This is a genomic window from Paraburkholderia youngii, assembly GCF_013366925.1.
In the GTDB taxonomy this organism is placed as follows: Bacteria; Pseudomonadota; Gammaproteobacteria; order Burkholderiales; family Burkholderiaceae; genus Paraburkholderia; species Paraburkholderia youngii.
The window spans coordinates 5,538,242-5,554,427 of the sequence record NZ_JAALDK010000001.1 but is presented as its reverse complement, the minus strand read 5'-3'; the positions used below and the strand labels follow the sequence as shown (position 1 = coordinate 5,554,427).

Here is a 16,186-nt window from a genome sequence, read left to right as displayed (position 1 = left end):
AGCGTGATTAAGCAATAAATTTGATTCGTCGGGCGAAGGACTCTTCATGGCGATCAACATCGCAGGACCAGCGACCCGATTCCTACAATTGAATTCATTGCGACACGCAAAACGAACTGAATGCCGAGGACGCCGCAACTGATCAAAAACGGCGTGCTTTGCGTCGCGGAAGGCGCCAACATGCCGTCGACCAACGACGCGGCCAGGTGCTTCGAAAGCAACGGCGTTCTGTACGCCCCTGGCAAGGCCAGCAACGCCGGCGGTGTCGCCACGTCGGGTCTGGAAATGAGTCAGAACGCCATGCGCATCTCCTGGCTGCGCGAAGAAGTCGATGCACGTCTGCACGACATCAATGCGCAGCATTCATGAAGTCTGCCTGCGACATGGCCGCCGCGACGACGGTTCGGTCAGCTATGTGAACGGAGCGAATATCGCCGGCTTTGTGAGGGTCGCCGACGCAATGCTGGCACAAGGCGTGATCTGAGCGGCGGGTGGCCTGCCAGCGCAATTGCTTGCCCCCGCGCCTACCCAACGTGTGGGGCACGCGGGGGTAGAGCGCGCGTCGTCAGCGAACGACGCGCGCCCTTCGCTCAGAAGAACCCAAGCGCCTCCGCCTGATAGCTGACCAGCAGACACTTCGTCTGCTGATAATTCGACAACGCCATCTTGTGCGTTTCGCGCCCGATCCCCGACTGCTTATAGCCACCGAATGCCGCGTGCGCCGGATACAGGTGATAGCAGTTGGTCCACACGCGTCCCGCCTCGATCTCGCGTCCCATCTTGTAAGCGCGCGTCCCATCGCGCGTCCATACGCCCGCGCCCAGGCCATAGTACGTGTCGTTCGCGAGTTCGATCGCTTGCTGTTCGTCCTTGAACGTCATCACCGAAGCGACCGGCCCGAAGATTTCCTCCTGGAACACGCGCATATCGTTGTTGCCGAACAGCATCGTCGGCTTCACGTAGAAGCCCTCGCCGAGACCGGCGCCGGGCGTGGCGCGCTCGCCACCGACGAGGCACCGCGCCCCTTCGTCCCGGCCGATGTCGATATACGACAGGATCTTGTCGAGCTGCTGCTGTGATGCCTGCGCGCCGATCATCGTTTCGAGGTTCAGCGGATGGCCGGCCTTGATGCGTTCCACACGGGCGATCGCTTTCTCGATGAAGCGCTCGTAAATCGACTCCTGAACCAGCACGCGCGATGGGCACGTGCAAACCTCGCCCTGATTCAACGCGAACATCGCGAGACCTTCGAGCGCCTTGTCGAGGAACGCGTCGTCGCGATCGAGCACGTCGGCGAAGAAGATGTTCGGGCTCTTGCCGCCGAGTTCGACCGTCGACGGAATCAGGTTGTCCGCGGCTGCGTGCAGGATGCGCCTGCCGACCGGCGTCGAGCCGGTGAACGCGATCTTCGCGATGCGCTTGCTGGTGGCGAGCGCTTCGCCCGCTTCCCTGCCGAAGCCGTTGACGATATTGATGACCCCGGCAGGCAATAGATCGCCGATCAGTTCGATCAGCACGAGTACCGAAGCCGGCGTCTGCTCGGCGGGTTTCATCACGATGCAGCAGCCGGCCGCGAGGGCGGGCGCGAGCTTCCATGCGGCCATCAGCAGCGGGAAATTCCACGGGATGATCTGGCCCACCACGCCAGCCGGCTCGTGAAAGTGATAAGCGACCGTGTTGTCGTCGATCTCGGAGATGCCGCCTTCCTGCGCGCGGATGCAGCCCGCGAAATAGCGGAAATGATCGACGGCGAGCGGCAGGTCCGCGGCCATGGTTTCGCGCAGCGGCTTGCCGTTATCGATTGTCTCCGCGACCGCGAGCAGCTTCAGGTTCTTTTCCATGCGCTCGGCCACCGCGAGCAGCAGGTTCGCGCGCTCCGTCACCGACGTCTTCGCCCATTTGCGGCGCGCCGCGTGCGCGGCGTCGATCGCGAGGTCGATGTCCGCGGCGGCCGAGCGAGGCACGCGGCAAAACGGCTGCCCGTTGATCGGCGACACGTTGTCGAAATAGTCGCCGCCGACCGGTGGCACCCACTTGCCGCCGATGTAGTTTTCATAACGCTGGCGATAGGGATACTCGATGTCGATGCCAAGAGCTTTCAGGTCAAATGGATTCATCACTTGTCTCCGTTTTGTGATGGTGATCGGGTGACTGCGCGGGACCACATCAGGCAGGAACCATACCAATGCATCGACATGCGAAATTTCAGGGATCGGGCTGGGCTATAAAGCGGAAGTGTTCCGTTTCGGAACAGATGCGCGGGCAGCGGTTGTTCAGAATCGCCGCAGATTCGGCCGACGCTGATGCAGATCAACGATGCGGGCCCGCGCGGGGTCACGGCGGGCGTCGGGCGGACTGGCAAACGGAGTATTCTGTCGACACGCATCAAAAGCGTCCGGCACGAGCCGGGCGCACCAAGGAGGAGACAATGCGCGAAGACGTTCATCCGGTCAGCGTGGCGGCGGCTAACCGCTCCAAAGCTTGGCCCGCACCGGCGATCCAGAAAGCCCACGAACGCTCCGAGACGTTCGGCCTGCGCGCATCGTTCCGGCCGGATTACGACATCCTGTCCGACACGGGCCTCGCGCTGATGCGCGAGCAGAACCAGGTGCTGTGCGCGCATGCGATGCCGGTCATGGAGACGCTGCGCGAGCAGATCGTCAATACGCAAAGCATGATCGTGTTGACCAACGCCGAAGGGTTGATCCTGCATTCGATCGGCGACGACGACTTTCTGCATCGCGCGGAAAAAGTGGCGCTGCGGCCTGGCGCGAACTGGGCCGAGGATCGTCAAGGGACCAACGCGATCGGTACCTCGCTCGCCGAGGGGTGTGCGATGGTCGTTCATGGCGATCAGCACTATCTGGCGGCGAACCGCTTCCTGACCTGTTCGAGTGTGCCGATTCTCGATCCGTATGGAGATCTGATCGGCGTGCTCGACGTGACGGGCGACCACCGCAGCTATCACCAGCACACGATGGCGCTCGCGAAGATGTCGGTGCAGATGATCGAAAACCATCTGTTCTCGACTGCGTTTCGCGACGTGCTGCAAGTGTCTTTTCACGGACGGCCGGAGTTTCTCGGCACGCTGATGGAAGGGATCATTGCGTTTACCGATGATGGTCGCTTTCTGTCCGCGAACCGGAGTGCGCAATTTCAGTTGGGCTTGTCGCTAGCTGCGTTGCGCGCGCATACGCTGTCGTCGCTGTTTCAGATCTCGTATGGGCAACTGATCGACCGTTTGACGCATGGCGTTGCGCCGCATCTGATGCTGAATCTGCACAACGGTGCGGTGGTTTGCGCACGTGGGCAGTTCAGGCGGGCGTCGTTTGGGCTGGAGCGCGGGGCGGTTGACGTGCAGGGTGCAGCCGCACCGCGACCGGTGTGTGCGAATGCGCGTCAACCGGCTGCGGGACTATCGCGGCTCAGCGATCTCGATACCGGTGATGCTCGTGTGTCCGCACTGATTGCGAAGGTTCGCAAGGTGCTCGGCAAGGATATTCCGATTCTGATCACCGGCGAGACCGGTACCGGCAAGGAGTTGCTCGCGCAGGCGATTCACAACGATTCGCCGCGACGTGATGGGCCGTTTATTGCGGTCAACTGCGCTTCGATTCCAGAGTCGCTGATCGAATCCGAGCTGTTCGGGTATGAAGAGGGGGCGTTTACCGGCGCGCGGCGTAAAGGGGCGATCGGCAGGCTGATGCAAGCGAATGGAGGCACGCTGTTTCTCGATGAGATTGGGGATATGCCGTATTCGTTGCAGGTGCGGTTGCTGCGTGTTTTGCAGGAGCGGATGGTGACGCCGCTTGGGGCGATGCGGTCGGTTCCTGTCGATGTCTCCGTTATTTGCGCGACACACCGCAACTTGCGCGAGATGATTGCGCAGAATCAGTTTCGTGAGGATCTCTACTATCGGATCAACGGGCTTGCGGTTCGGTTGCCGGCGTTGCGCGAGCGGAGCGATCTGGCGGTCGTCGTTCAAAAGATGCTGCAGTGGGAATCAGTGGAAAGCGGGGGGCGACAGGCGCTTAGCGTTGCGGCTGATGTGATGGCGGCGTTCGGGCGGCATGCGTGGCCGGGTAACTGCCGGCAACTGGCTAATCTGCTGCGGACTGCGGCGGCGATGGCGGAAGAGGATGGGGTGATCCGGTGGGCGCATTTGCCGGATGATTTTTTGGAGGATGTGCGTGGTGCGGGTTGTGGCGACGACGGCGCAGGTCAAGGTGACTCTGCCGTATCGGCCGTCGCCGACGTTGCGAATGCGGACGCGCTTGCCACAGGCGAAGCGTCGGTACGCGACGGCGCGCGGCTGCAGGATGTCGCCGCATCAGTCGTCGCGATGACGCTGGCGCGGTACGGCGGCAACGTTTCGGCGGCGGCGCGTGCGCTTGGCGTGTCGCGGAACACCATTTACCGGAGGATGCCAGCGGCGCAGTCGCAGTCGGGACGGAGCGCGGAAAAGGATTGACGCGGAAGTTTTCGCGGGCCCAATCGATCATGGCCGGGAGACCGGCCATTGTTTTTTCTATAAGTCGATCTGGATGTCAGCGGTGACCCGGCGAACTACAACTGCTTACACATCTCACAATAGCCGGGTCCACCGACTCGATGGCATCGGCGTTCTTGCAGGCACATACCACGGAGCCAGCAATGACCACCAACCTGCCTTCCGATTCATCCGCGCGCAGCCGCATTCATCCTCTGGTCGCCGGAGCTGCCGTTGCTGTGATTCTCGCCAGCGGCACCGGCATTGCCGCAATGACCGGTCTGCTTCCGACATCCCGAGCGCTAACACCGCCGCCGTCGCAAACTGCATCGGTTGCGGTGAAGCCGGCCAGCACGCCGCTCGACTCGGCTAAACCGTATGCGGAGCAACAAGGCACGCGGACCAACACGGTGAGCGAATCCCATGTTCATCCCCACCACAGCAGTGCGTCGTCGCCCGCGCCCAGATACGCGCATGACGATAGTTACCGTGATGCCACGCAGCCGCCATCTCGACCCGTTGCCGTCGACCCTGATGCAGGTGAAGTCGTCGCGGTCAACGCGGTCCAAACGCAGCAGCCGACCACCGGACTCGGTGCAGTAGGCGGTGCGGTGGCGGGCGGGCTGCTGGGCAATCAGGTTGGTCAAGGTCGCGGCCGTGTTCTGGCGACGATAGCGGGTGCGGTTGGCGGCGGCCTTGCCGGTAACGGCATCGAACATGCGGTACGCAAAGCTGCCACCTACCAGGTCCAAGTCAGGATGCAGGATGGCAGTTATCGAAACTTCAACTACGACAATCAGCCTGCCGTTCAGGTTGGTGAGCGGGTGCATGTCTATGGCGATTCTCTGAGTGCTTCGTAAGCACGCGGAGAACTGGAGGGCACGAGGCCTTACAAACGGTTACCAGACTGACACTTCACGTTTATTTGCCAACCAGAGCCACACATACAATCGATATCGCTAAATCGCATCAACAACCGATGCCAGCGAACAGGGAGAGAAACATGAAGCGCAGCTTCATTTTGTGGATTGCAGGCGTTTGCGCTGCGTGCGCTTCCAGCGCTGCGCTGGCTCATGTCGACCTTGGTGTTTATCTTGGCGCGCCGGGGCCGGTTTATGTCGCGCCGCCTCCGGTGGTCTACGAGGCGCCACCCGTGACGTACGTGCCTGCTCCGGCCTATGGCTACGGTTACGGCTATGGGTACCAGTACAACGACGACCGTGACAGGCACTGGCGCCATGACCATGGCTGGCACAGGGGCTGGGAGCACCGTCATCACGGGGACGATGACGACTGATCTGGCAGGCCATTCGATGGTTGGAAGCTCGTACCCATGGCAACAAAAAGCCCTGGCGCAGAAAGACCGCCAGGGCTTTGCTCATCTGCGAGTCTGTTTCATCTATTAACCATCCTCGCCGGCACACTAATAGCAAGCAAACCGCCGAGCACCATAAACGCCGCGAGCATATACATCCCTGAGTCATTAGCCGCGGTAACCTCTTTCAACCACCCCACAGCATAAGGACTAAGGAACCCCGCCAGGTTCCCAATGGAATTAATCATCGCGATCCCCGCGGCCGCCCCAGTCCCAGCAAGAATCGCCGTAGGCAAACTCCAGAACAACGGCAGGGTAGTGAGGATGCCCATCGTAGCCAGCGTCAATCCGGTCATAGCAAGCACGGTGTTATGCGTCCAAACGACGGAAAGCACGAGCCCCACAGCACCAAGAAACGCCGGCACCGCAATATGCCACCGCCGTTCCCTCGACCGGTCCGCACTCCGCGCAACGAACACCATCGCCACGACAGCCGCCGCAAACGGCACCGCCGACAGCAAGCCGATCAAAAACGCATCGGTAACGCCGGTCGATTTGATGATCGTCGGCAACCAGAAACTCACCCCATAAAGCCCCATCACAAACGAGAAGTAGGTGAGGCTGAACATCAACACCCGTCCGTTAGTGAGTACCTGCCGAATCGGCATATCGTGCTTGGTCGCTTCCTCGGCCGACACCTGACTCTCGAGCAACTGTTGCTCTTCCCGGGTAAGCCACCTGGCGCTCGAAATCCGATCGTCGAGCACCACGAACACGATGATCCCAACCAGCACCGAAGGTATCCCTTCGAGCAGAAACAGCCACTGCCACCCGTGCCACCCGTTCACGCCGTTAAAGTTCTTCAGGATGTACCCAGACACCGGCCCGCCGATCACCCCAGACAGCGCAATCGCCGTCATAAACCAGGTCGTCATCCGCCCACGCCGATGCGCCGGATACCAGTAGGTGAGATACAAAATAATCCCAGGAAAGAACCCCGCCTCGGCAAGCCCGAGCAAAAAGCGCATCACGTAAAACATCGTCGGCGTGGTGACGAACATCGTCAGCACCGATATCACGCCCCACGAAACCATGATCCGCGCGATCCAGACACGCGCGCCGACCTTATGCAGAATCACGTTGCTCGGCACTTCGAAGATGAAATAGCCGATAAAGAAAATCCCCGCGCCGAAGCCGTACACCGCATCGCTCAAGCCAAGATCCGTGCTCATCCCCAGCTTCGCGAAACCGACGTTCACACGGTCCAGATACGCAACGATGTAGCACAGCATCAACAGCGGCGCGAGCCGCCAGGTAACCTTGCGATAAGTCGCCTCTTCGAACGTCGAAGGCGGCGCGCCAGCGCCGGGATGGTGGAGCGGATCTGCAGGACTAGCCATGACTGTGTCTCCTCTTGTTATGGAATTGAAATGCCACCGCCGGTCGATTCTATCCGCGCCAGGTCATTTGCACGACGAATCGATATTGGGGGAAAACACTGACTGCGCACGCAGCGCGTGCGCAGCGTCAGACCCACCACTACACGCAGCGCCCCCCATCCACTTCGAGGCACACGCCGGTAATGAACTCCGCCTCATCCGAAGCCAGATACAGCGCCGCATTCGCAATATCCTGCGGCGTCGAAAACCGCCCGAGCGGTATCCCCGCGAGGAACTTCTGCCGATTCTGCGGCGTATCCTCGACCCCCATGAACTCGGACAGCAGCGCGGTCTCACCGATTACCGGATTCACGCAGTTCACGCGAATCCGCTGCGGCCCGAGTTCGACGGCGAGCGACTTGCTGGCGACGATCACCGCGCCCTTGCTGCCGTTGTACCAGACGAGCCCCGGCCGCGGCCGCACGCCCGCCGTCGACGCGATATTGATGAAGCTGCCGCCGCCTTGCCCGCGGAAATACGGCACGAACTCCTGCACGCTCCAGTAGATGCTCTTTACGTTCACCGCATAGACGCGGTCGAACTCGTCCTCGGTCACTTCGAGCACCGGCTTGTTGCGATGCGTAGTGCCCGCGTTATTGACGACGATCTGCACGCTGCCGAAGTCTTCGAGCGCGGCTTCGCGCAGCGTGCGCCAGTCGTCGCGATGCGCGACGTTGCCGGGCACCGCGATCGCTTTTCCGCCCGAAATCGCGATCTCACTCGCGACGCGTTCGGCGGCCGGCCCGTTGAGGTCGTTGACCACGACGTTCGCGCCTTCGCGCGCAAAGGTCTTCGCGATGCCTTCGCCGAAACCCGAACCGCCGCCCGTGACGATGGCCGTTTTACCTGTCAACCGCATGATGTCTCCGTTGTTTGTGATGGATAGAGCGATGCGTTGCTGCATGTAACGCGCTGGTCGCGCTGATCGCGAGCGAGCCCTGCCGGATTCGCTAGCCGTGGCGGATCGCGATCGTCTTCAGCACCGTAAAGCCATACAGCGCCTCGAAGCCTTTCTCGCGGCCATGCCCCGAATGCCTGACGCCGCCGAACGGCAACTCGACGCCGCCGCCCGCACCATAGTTGTTGATGAATACCTGGCCCGAGCGCACGCGTCGCGCGAGCCGCATCTGGCGCGCGCCATCGCGTGTCCAGATACCGGCGACGAGTCCGAACTGCGTGCCGTTCGCGAGCGCGAGCGCTTCGGCTTCGTCGCGGAACGACATCGCGGCGAGCACCGGGCCGAACACTTCGTCGCGCGCGAGGCGGTGGCTCGCGGGGACATCGCGCAGCAAGGTCGGGGCTTGGTAGAAGCCGCTTTCAGGCGCTTCGGGAATCACTTCGCCGTGCGCAGCCATTGCGATGCCGTCGTGTTGCGCGTCCGACAGGAAGTCCCACACGCGCTGCTGCTGTTTCGCGCTGATCAGCGGCCCGCAGTCGAGGTCGGCTTTCGACGGCCCGACGCGCAGTGCCTGAAAGGCGCTGCTGAGCCGGTCGAGCAGCGGCTCGTAAATGGCCTGCTCGATCAGCACGCGACTGCCCGCCGAGCAGGTTTGCCCGGCGTTCTGCACGATCGCGGAAATCAGCACCGGCAGCGCGGCGTCGAGATCGGCGTCGGCGAAGACGATTTGCGGCGACTTGCCGCCGAGTTCGAGCGTGACGGGGACGTGGTTTTCGGCGGCCATCTGCGTGACGAGCTTGCCGGTTTCTGGCGAGCCAGTGAACGAGATGTGATCGATGCCCGGATGACGCGCGAGCGCGGCGCCCGCTTCGTGTCCGTAACCGGTGACGATGTTCAGCGCACCGGCCGGCAGGCCGGCTTCGGCGGCGAGTTCCGCGACACGCAGTACGGAAAGGCACGCGTCCTCGGCCGGTTTGACCACGCACGCATTGCCGGTCGCCAGTGCCGCGCCGACGCTGCGCCCGAAAATCTGCATCGGGTAATTCCACGGCACGATGTGGCCGGTCACGCCGTGCGGCTCGCGAATCGTCAGCACCGTGTAGCCGGATTGGTAGGGCAGGGTCTCGCCGTGCAGCTTGTCGGCCGCGCCGGCGTAGAACTCGAAGTAGCGGGTGAGGGCAGCGGCGTCGGCGCGCGCCTGCTTGAGCGGCTTGCCGGTGTCGCGCGCTTCGAGCTGTGCGAGGTCTTCCTGGCGCGCGGCCACCAGCAGCGACAGCCGGTACAGCACACGGCCGCGCTCGGCGGCGGCGAGCGCGCCCCAGGCTCCGTCGAACGCGCGGCGCGCCGCGTGCACGGCGGTGTCGATATCGGCCTCGGTGCCGCGCGCGAGGCGCGTGAACGGCTGGCCGTCCGATGGATCGAGTACGGCGATCGATTCGCCGCCGGAAGCGGCGCACCACTCGCCGCCGATGAAATGCCGTGCTTCTTCCATGCATGCTCCTTGATGACGTGCGGCCGGGGTGCGGCGGCGCGGGTTCGAAGGGGAGACACAAAACGGTAGAGACGCGAAGCGAGACTCGCCAGACGATTATCGCGCCGATCCGACCGCGGATGCCACCTGCCGATTGGCTATAATGGCGCATTCCGTACGGTCCGGTGCGCGGCCCCGTCGTTCGGGGCGAGAGGGCTTCAGGGCCTGGCGTTCGCGGTTCGCACGCAGTTCGCACCGCATCCGCAGCCCGCGCGCCGTTCGCCGCCTTCCGATTTCCATCCCCTTCAGAGAGCGCTCATGAGCTTCAATCACGTTCCCGCAGGCAAAGACCTTCCGCACGATTTCAACGTCATCATCGAAATCCCGGCGCAAAGCGACCCGGTGAAGTACGAAGCCGACAAGGAGCTGGGCCTGCTCGTCGTCGACCGTTTCATCGGTACCGGCATGCGCTATCCGGCCAACTACGGCTTCATTCCGCAGACGCTGTCGGGCGACGGCGATCCGGTCGATGTGCTGGTAATCACGCCGTTCCCGCTGCTGGCAGGCTCGGTCGTGCGTGCCCGCGCGCTCGGCATGCTGCAGATGACCGATGAATCGGGCGTCGACGCGAAGCTGATCGCCGTGCCGCACGACAAGATCTGCCCGATGACGGCGAACCTGAAGTCGGTCGACGACGTGCCTGCTTACCTGAAGGACCAGATCAAGCACTTCTTCGAGCAATACAAGGCGCTCGAGAAGGGCAAGTGGGTCAAGGTCGAAGGCTGGGCCGACGTCGATGCCGCCCACAAGGAAATCAGCGAAGGCGTGGCGAACTACAAGAAGTAAGCGCACCACGGTTCATCCGCTCGCTGCATGCAGTACGAAAACCGCGCCAGTCCGCAAGGACCGCGCGGTTTTTTTATGCGCTTTGCGGCGCGCATAACCTGAACGCATCGCTTCGATGAACGGAACGCATTTTTATATTTAGGTGTAAACCCTTATCATTCGCCGCACGAGCTCGCGCGCGAACTCACGGCATCCACGCGCGTTTCCATCACTTCAACGAGCACTATCCGGATGATGAACCGCAGCAAGTCCCACTCGACATCGCCGCGCTGGTCGACCCGGCTGAATTCGGTCGTCAGCGCGATCTATCGCAAGCGGCCGGTCTGGATGGTGTCGTTCGCGGCGAGCGAGGCGAATCTGTCGGAGGGCTTGAGGGCCGCGTGCGCATCGACGGCGATGCTCGCGCTCGGCAACGTGCTGCACGATCCGGTGTTCGCGTGGGCCGCAATTGGCGCGTTCTGGACCTGCCTCGCCGATGCGGCCGGCTCGAACCGCGCGCGCTTCATGTCGATGATGGGCTTCGCGCTGCTGTCGACGCTGTGCGGGGGCATCGCCGCGTTCGCATCCGCGTCGGGCACCGCGTGGGCCGCGCTCGCGGTGCTCGCGTTCACGACGCTCGGCGCGTTCGGCCGCATCTGGGGCGCGGCCACGTCGCAGGTGACGATCCTCGCGGCGACCGCTTGCGTCGTGATGGTCGATCGGCCGATGCATGACGCGCGAGCCGGTGTCGAGTTTCTCGGCGTCTATCTGCTCGGCTGTCTGTTCGCGATCGTGCTGAGCCTGACCGTGTGGCGCATCCATCCGTTCGGCGCGAGCCGCGCGTCGCTGCGCACGGTGTATCTGCGCCTCGCCGATATCGCGTTCGATAGCGCGCGGCTCGTCGGCGGACGAGCCGCGCCGCGCGAATGGGCCACGCATGCCGCGCGCTTTCGCGCCGATGCGCGCGCGTCGCTCGAACGCTCGCGCGATGCGCTCGCGAACGTGCCTGCATCGAAAGCGGGCGGCGCGGCCGTCTATGACACGCTGCTCGGCTTGCTGACCGATGGCGAAGCGTTGTTCGCTTATCTGATCGCGGTGTCGGGCGCGGGCGAGAAAGTGCCCGACGATCCGCGCCGCACGCAACGCGCGGTGCGCCTGCTCAATGCGATCGGCGAAGTGCTGAGCGACATCGGCAGCGCGACCGGCGACGCGCGCTGGGAACGTCTGGCGGAGCCGCAGGCGCGTCTGCGGCGTTTCGCGCATCGGCTCGAAAGCGCGCTGCTCGAACCGGTGAAGCTGCAATCCGGTTTCGAGCTCGTCGATTTCGCGCCGCGTGAGGTGCATGCCGAGCCGTGGAGCGCATGCGTCGCGCGTTATACGGCGCGCGCGTGGTCGGCGCTGAAGGCGAACCTGTCGTGGCAGTCGGTCGGCTTGCGCCATGCGGCGCGTGTCGGCGTGACGACGACCGCGGGCTTCGTCGTGATTCGGGCGCTCGGTCTGCCGTTCGGCTATTGGGCGACGATGGCCACTCTTCTGATCCTGCAGCCGTCGATCGCCGCGACCTGGCCGCGCAGCATCGAACGCGCGGCGGGCAGTATCGTCGGCGGCGTGCTCGCGGCGGCGATCGGCTACGCGATTCATTCGCCGCTCGGCATCTCGCTCGCGGTGTTCCCGCTCGTGATGGCGACGATGGCGCTGCGCCCCGTCAGCTACAGCCTGTTCGTGCTGTTCCTGACGCCGACCTTCGTGCTCGTCGCCGACTTCGCGACGCCGGGCGCCAACGAACTGTCGTTCGCGCTGACGCGGCTCGGCAACAACGTGCTCGGCTGCGTGCTCGCGCTCGTCGCGACCTTCCTTCTGTGGCCGACGCGCGAGAAGCTCGACCTGCGCGTCTATCTCGGCGACGCGGTGCGCGCGAATCTCGCGTATCTGCGCGCGTCGCTCGAAGCGCCGCGGCACAGCGGCAAGGAGATCGAGCAATTGCGCCGCGCCGCGGGTCTCACCAGCAACAACGCGGAAGAAGCGATCGGCCGCGTGCGGCTAGAAAAGCTCGAGGACTCGATGGCCGATACCGTCACGCTGACGGTGCTGAGTCTGCTGCGGCGGATGGCCGGCACCGCGACGCAGTTGCGCCTTACCGCGAACCGTCGCGACGTGCATAGCGAACTCGACGAATGGGTCGTGGCGATGAGCGCGGCGATCGAGGCCGCGCTGAACCGCACGTTGCGGCCAGTGCGGCTCGAGTTACCCGCGCGCGAGCGGTTGACGTCGCTGGAAGCGGATGTGGTGGGCGAGCTCGCGCGCGTGCATCGGCTGTTGACAGAGAGGATGCGGGAGGCGAGGGGGTAGCACGACTCAGCCGTCGGTACTCGCGCCGTCGTCAGCGGCGTCGTTCACTGCCACCGCCGGCAACACCGACTGCAGCGTAAACACCCCGGCCGCCAGCGCCCGCTTATCGGCGGCCGTGAGCCGCTTGACCCAATACTCGGCGCTCGACGCGCTCGACCGGTCCGCCAGCTCGAACGACGCCAGCACTCGCACCGGCTTGCGCGAGCGCGAATAACGCGCGCCCGTGCCGCTCACGTGTTTGTCGAAGCGGGCAGCGACATCGGTCGCGATGCCGGTATAGACGCTGCCGTCCGAGCATTCGAGCAGATAGAGAAACCACGCCATAACCGCGCTTCTAGCCTTTGAACGGATTGTGTTCGCGCAGCTCGTCCACGTATGCGTGGATGCTGTTCTTTTCGTTGTCGAGGAAATGGCCGACCGCATCGGCGAACGCCGGATGCGCGAGCCAATGCGTGGAGCGCGTGACCGTCGGCAGAAAGCCGCGCGCCATCTTGTGCTCGCCCTGCGCGCCGCCCTCGAATGCGCCGAGTTTTTCTTCGATGCAGAATTCGAGCGGCTGATAGTACGCGGTTTCGAAGTGCAAGCACGGCACGTGTTCGAGCGCGCCCCAGTATCGGCCATACAAGGTGCCGCCGGTTTTGTCGTCGCGCTGATAGACGACGAGCGAGCTCGCGATCGGCTTGCCTTCATATTCGGCGATCACCAGCAGCAGATTCTCCGGCATCGACGCGCCGATCATCCGGAAGAAATCGAGGTTCAGATACGGACTCGAAAAATGCTCGCGATAGGTTTGCCGATAGCACTTGCTGAAGAAGCGCCAGTCGGCATCCTTGATGTCTTCGCCGCGGATGCGCCGCATCGTGATGCCGGCCTCGTGCACCTTGCGACGTTCGGCGCGAATGTTCTTGCGCTTCTTCTGTTCGAGCGTCGACAGGAAGTCGTCGAAGTCGCGGTAGCCGTCGTTGAGCCAGTGAAACTGCACGCCTTCGCGTTGCATCATGCCGATATCGGTGAGCGCGTCGGCTTCGCTCTGCGTCGGAAACAGCACATGCAGCGACGACACCTCGGCCTGCTCGGCGAACGCCATCAACGTGGCCGCGAGATGGCGCAACGCGTGCTCGTTCGCCGATAGCAGGCGGTTGCCCTGCACCGGCGTGAACGGCACCGCGCATAGCAGCTTCGGGTAGTAGGGCAGGCCGTTGCGCTTGTACGCGTCGGCCCAGGCCCAGTCGAACACGTACTCGCCGTAGGAGTGACCCTTCAGATAGACGGGGGCCGCCGCCGCGAGCTTGCCCGTGCGTGCGTCGGTCAGTGTGACGAATTGCGGCGCCCAACCGGTGTCGGGAACCGCGCATTGCGTCGCGTTCAGCGCGCTCAGAAACTCGTGCCGCAAAAACGGCGTGGGCTGCGGCTGCGCGGCAAGGAGGGCGTTCCACTCGGCGGCGTCCACCTCGGAGGGCGATGCCAGAATGCCCGTGCGATAATCGATACGTTGCTGGTTCAATCTGAGTGACTGTTTGCAATGACCGGCGCGGCGCGATGAAGCTGAAGCTGCCACGTCGTTCGTTGAGTTCGTTTATCCGGTTTGTTCAATTCCGTCGAGCCATCGAGCCGCGGTACCGCGAGCCGTGAAGGCTTGCCTGTCGATCCTGCCATGAAGACCCGAATCGCTCTTGCTCAAATCAATGTCACCGTCGGCGACTTCGCCGGCAACGTCGCGAAGATCGTCGCCGCCGCGCGCGCCGCGCACAGGGATGGTGCGAAGCTGCTGGTCGCGCCTGAACTCGCGTTGTCGGGTTATCCGCCCGAAGACCTGCTGCTGCGCCCCGCGTTCTATACCGCGAGCGCGGCCGCGTTGGCCGATCTCGCCGCGCAGTTGAAGCCGTTCACCGGTCTGCATGTGATCGTCGGTCATCCGCTGCGCGACGGGTCGGACAACCTCGCGCACAAGCTCGTGCACAACGCGGCGAACGGCCATGTTAATGCAAACGCGCCGATCGAGCGCGGCGTGCCGCCGGTCGATACCTTCAACGCGGCGTCGCTGATCGTCGACGGCGAAGTGAAGGGCACCTATCGCAAGCAGGATCTGCCGAACACCGAGGTGTTCGACGAAAAGCGCTACTTCGCCGCGGACCCGCAGCCGTTCGTGTTCGAACTGGATGGGATCAAGTACGGCGTCGTGATCTGCGAGGACGCATGGCATGCGTCGGCCGCGCAGATGGCGAAGGCCGCGGGCGCGCAGGTGCTGCTGATTCCGAACGGCTCGCCATATCACCTGAACAAGGAAGCGGTGCGCTTCGACATCTTGCGCGCGCGCATTCGCGAGACGGGCATTCCGATGGTCTATGTGAATATGGTCGGCGGGCAGGACGAACTCGTGTTCGACGGCGGCTCGTTCGTGCTCGACGCGCAGGGCGCACTCGTCGCGAAGCTCGCGCAGTTCGAGGAAGCCACGGCGATCGTCGAGTTCGAGGACGGCAAGCCGTTGCCGGCCGCGATCGCGCCGGAGCAGTCGATCGAAGCGCAGGTGTACGCGGCGCTCGTGATGGGCGTGCGCGACTACATCGGCAAGAACGGTTTTCCGGGCGCGCTGATCGGTTTGTCGGGCGGCGTCGATTCGGCGCTCGTGCTGGCCGTTGCGTGCGACGCGCTCGGCGCCGACAAGGTGCGCGCGGTGATGATGCCGTCGCGCTACACGGCCGACATTTCCACGACCGACGCCGCCGAGATGGCGCGCCGCGTCGGCGTGCGTTACGACGAGATCGCGATCGCGCCAATGTTCGATGCGTTTCGCGCGTCGCTCGCCGAAGAGTTCGCGGGCCGCGCCGAAGACGCGACCGAAGAGAACATTCAGGCGCGCATTCGCGGCACGCTGCTGATGGCGCTGTCGAACAAATTCGGCTCGATCGTGCTGACCACCGGCAACAAGAGCGAGATGGCGGTCGGCTACTGCACGCTGTACGGCGACATGGCCGGCGGCTTCGCGGTGATCAAGGACATCGCGAAGACGCTCGTGTACCGGCTGTGCCGCTATCGCAACGCCGCCACGACGTTTGCAAAGCGCGACGTGATTCCCGAGCGGATCCTGACGCGTGCGCCGTCCGCCGAGCTGCGCGAGAACCAGACCGACCAGGACAGCCTGCCCGAATACGAAGTACTCGACGCGATCATGCGCATGTACATGGAGGAGGACCGTTCGCTCGCGGAAATCATCGCGGCGGGCTATCGGGTCGACGACGTGAAACGGGTCACTCGCCTGATCAAAGTCAACGAGTACAAGCGCCGTCAGGCGCCGATCGGCATCCGCGTCACGCATCGCGCGTTCGGCCGCGACTGGCGCTATCCGATCACGTCGCGCTACACCGAACCGGTGGAGTGAAAGACGGCACCCGCGCGCGGA

At 63.6% G+C, this 16,186-nt stretch carries 12 protein-coding genes and 1 pseudogene; 7 read left to right on the top strand and 6 right to left on the bottom strand.

Features of this window, described 5'->3' with window-relative positions:
• Positions 1–98 precede the first annotated feature (98 nt).
• Positions 99–484: pseudogene (locus G5S42_RS25360) on the top strand (NADP-specific glutamate dehydrogenase); the annotation flags it as partial.
• Between the two features lie 106 nt (positions 485–590).
• Here G5S42_RS25360 and G5S42_RS25355 read toward each other — a convergent pair.
• Complete coding sequence (locus G5S42_RS25355) at positions 591–2,117, bottom strand: aldehyde dehydrogenase family protein (protein ID WP_176109263.1); 1,527 nt, start codon at positions 2,115–2,117, stop codon at positions 591–593.
• Between the two features lie 311 nt (positions 2,118–2,428).
• On the opposite strand from G5S42_RS25355, the gene G5S42_RS25350 reads away from it, so the two are divergent.
• From G5S42_RS25350 to G5S42_RS25340, 3 genes are all read left to right on the top strand, one after another.
• Positions 2,429–4,471, top strand: coding sequence for a sigma-54-dependent Fis family transcriptional regulator (locus tag G5S42_RS25350; protein WP_176109262.1), 2,043 nt, complete (start codon positions 2,429–2,431; stop codon positions 4,469–4,471).
• A 182-nt stretch (positions 4,472–4,653) separates the two neighbouring features.
• Positions 4,654–5,349, top strand: coding sequence for a glycine zipper 2TM domain-containing protein (locus tag G5S42_RS25345; protein ID WP_176109261.1), 696 nt, complete (start codon positions 4,654–4,656; stop codon positions 5,347–5,349).
• Between the two features lie 143 nt (positions 5,350–5,492).
• Positions 5,493–5,786 carry a hypothetical protein gene (locus G5S42_RS25340; protein WP_176109260.1) on the top strand — a complete coding sequence of 98 codons (294 nt, stop codon included), beginning with the start codon at positions 5,493–5,495 and terminating at the stop codon, positions 5,784–5,786.
• Between the two features lie 98 nt (positions 5,787–5,884).
• Here the strand turns inward: G5S42_RS25340 and G5S42_RS25335 are convergent, their stop codons facing one another.
• The 3 genes from G5S42_RS25335 to G5S42_RS25325 all read right to left on the bottom strand — a co-directional run bounded on the left by G5S42_RS25335 (position 5,885) and on the right by G5S42_RS25325 (position 9,633).
• Positions 5,885–7,204 (bottom strand): MFS transporter, encoded by a 1,320-nt coding sequence (locus tag G5S42_RS25335; protein WP_176109259.1) that lies wholly within the window; start codon positions 7,202–7,204, stop codon positions 5,885–5,887.
• A 139-nt stretch (positions 7,205–7,343) separates the two neighbouring features.
• Positions 7,344–8,102 carry an SDR family oxidoreductase gene (locus tag G5S42_RS25330; protein WP_176109258.1) on the bottom strand — a complete coding sequence of 253 codons (759 nt, stop codon included), beginning with the start codon at positions 8,100–8,102 and terminating at the stop codon, positions 7,344–7,346.
• Positions 8,103–8,193: 91 nt separating this feature from the next.
• The gene (locus tag G5S42_RS25325; protein ID WP_176109257.1) at positions 8,194–9,633 is read right to left on the bottom strand and encodes an aldehyde dehydrogenase family protein; all 1,440 of its coding nucleotides are present in this window, start codon (positions 9,631–9,633) and stop codon (positions 8,194–8,196) included.
• A gap of 297 nt (positions 9,634–9,930) precedes the next feature.
• Here G5S42_RS25325 and ppa point away from each other — a divergent pair, with 297 nt between their 5' ends.
• Together ppa and G5S42_RS25315 are read left to right on the top strand one after the other, a co-directional pair.
• Positions 9,931–10,458, top strand: coding sequence for an inorganic diphosphatase (gene ppa / locus G5S42_RS25320; RefSeq protein WP_013088778.1), 528 nt, complete (start codon positions 9,931–9,933; stop codon positions 10,456–10,458).
• A 231-nt stretch (positions 10,459–10,689) separates the two neighbouring features.
• Entirely contained in the window at positions 10,690–12,786 is a 2,097-nt protein-coding gene (locus tag G5S42_RS25315) for an FUSC family protein (protein ID WP_176109256.1), read from the top strand.
• A gap of 6 nt (positions 12,787–12,792) precedes the next feature.
• Here the strand turns inward: G5S42_RS25315 and G5S42_RS25310 are convergent, their stop codons facing one another.
• The gene (locus tag G5S42_RS25310) at positions 12,793–13,110 is read right to left on the bottom strand and encodes a GIY-YIG nuclease family protein (protein WP_176109255.1); all 318 of its coding nucleotides are present in this window, start codon (positions 13,108–13,110) and stop codon (positions 12,793–12,795) included.
• 10 nt (positions 13,111–13,120) lie between these two features.
• The gene (locus G5S42_RS25305) at positions 13,121–14,290 is read right to left on the bottom strand and encodes a GNAT family N-acetyltransferase (protein WP_176109254.1); all 1,170 of its coding nucleotides are present in this window, start codon (positions 14,288–14,290) and stop codon (positions 13,121–13,123) included.
• Between the two features lie 150 nt (positions 14,291–14,440).
• Here G5S42_RS25305 and G5S42_RS25300 point away from each other — a divergent pair, with 150 nt between their 5' ends.
• Positions 14,441–16,165 (top strand): NAD+ synthase, encoded by a 1,725-nt coding sequence (locus tag G5S42_RS25300; protein WP_176109253.1) that lies wholly within the window; start codon positions 14,441–14,443, stop codon positions 16,163–16,165.
• The last annotated feature ends 21 nt before the right edge of the window (positions 16,166–16,186 follow it).

What these genes read in the sequence shown, in the direction of transcription:
- G5S42_RS25355 (WP_176109263.1), bottom strand. Translation starts at nt 2,117, where the DNA reads ATGAATCCATTTGACCTGAAAGCTCTTGGCATCGACATCGAGTATCCC.
- G5S42_RS25350 (WP_176109262.1), top strand. Translation starts at nt 2,429, where the DNA reads ATGCGCGAAGACGTTCATCCGGTCAGCGTGGCGGCGGCTAACCGCTCC.
- G5S42_RS25345 (WP_176109261.1), top strand. Translation starts at nt 4,654, where the DNA reads ATGACCACCAACCTGCCTTCCGATTCATCCGCGCGCAGCCGCATTCAT.
- G5S42_RS25340 (WP_176109260.1), top strand. Translation starts at nt 5,493, where the DNA reads ATGAAGCGCAGCTTCATTTTGTGGATTGCAGGCGTTTGCGCTGCGTGC.
- G5S42_RS25335 (WP_176109259.1), bottom strand. Translation starts at nt 7,204, where the DNA reads ATGGCTAGTCCTGCAGATCCGCTCCACCATCCCGGCGCTGGCGCGCCG.
- G5S42_RS25330 (WP_176109258.1), bottom strand. Translation starts at nt 8,102, where the DNA reads ATGCGGTTGACAGGTAAAACGGCCATCGTCACGGGCGGCGGTTCGGGT.
- G5S42_RS25325 (WP_176109257.1), bottom strand. Translation starts at nt 9,633, where the DNA reads ATGGAAGAAGCACGGCATTTCATCGGCGGCGAGTGGTGCGCCGCTTCC.
- ppa (WP_013088778.1), top strand. Translation starts at nt 9,931, where the DNA reads ATGAGCTTCAATCACGTTCCCGCAGGCAAAGACCTTCCGCACGATTTC.
- G5S42_RS25315 (WP_176109256.1), top strand. Translation starts at nt 10,690, where the DNA reads ATGATGAACCGCAGCAAGTCCCACTCGACATCGCCGCGCTGGTCGACC.
- G5S42_RS25310 (WP_176109255.1), bottom strand. Translation starts at nt 13,110, where the DNA reads ATGGCGTGGTTTCTCTATCTGCTCGAATGCTCGGACGGCAGCGTCTAT.
- G5S42_RS25300 (WP_176109253.1), top strand. Translation starts at nt 14,441, where the DNA reads ATGAAGACCCGAATCGCTCTTGCTCAAATCAATGTCACCGTCGGCGAC.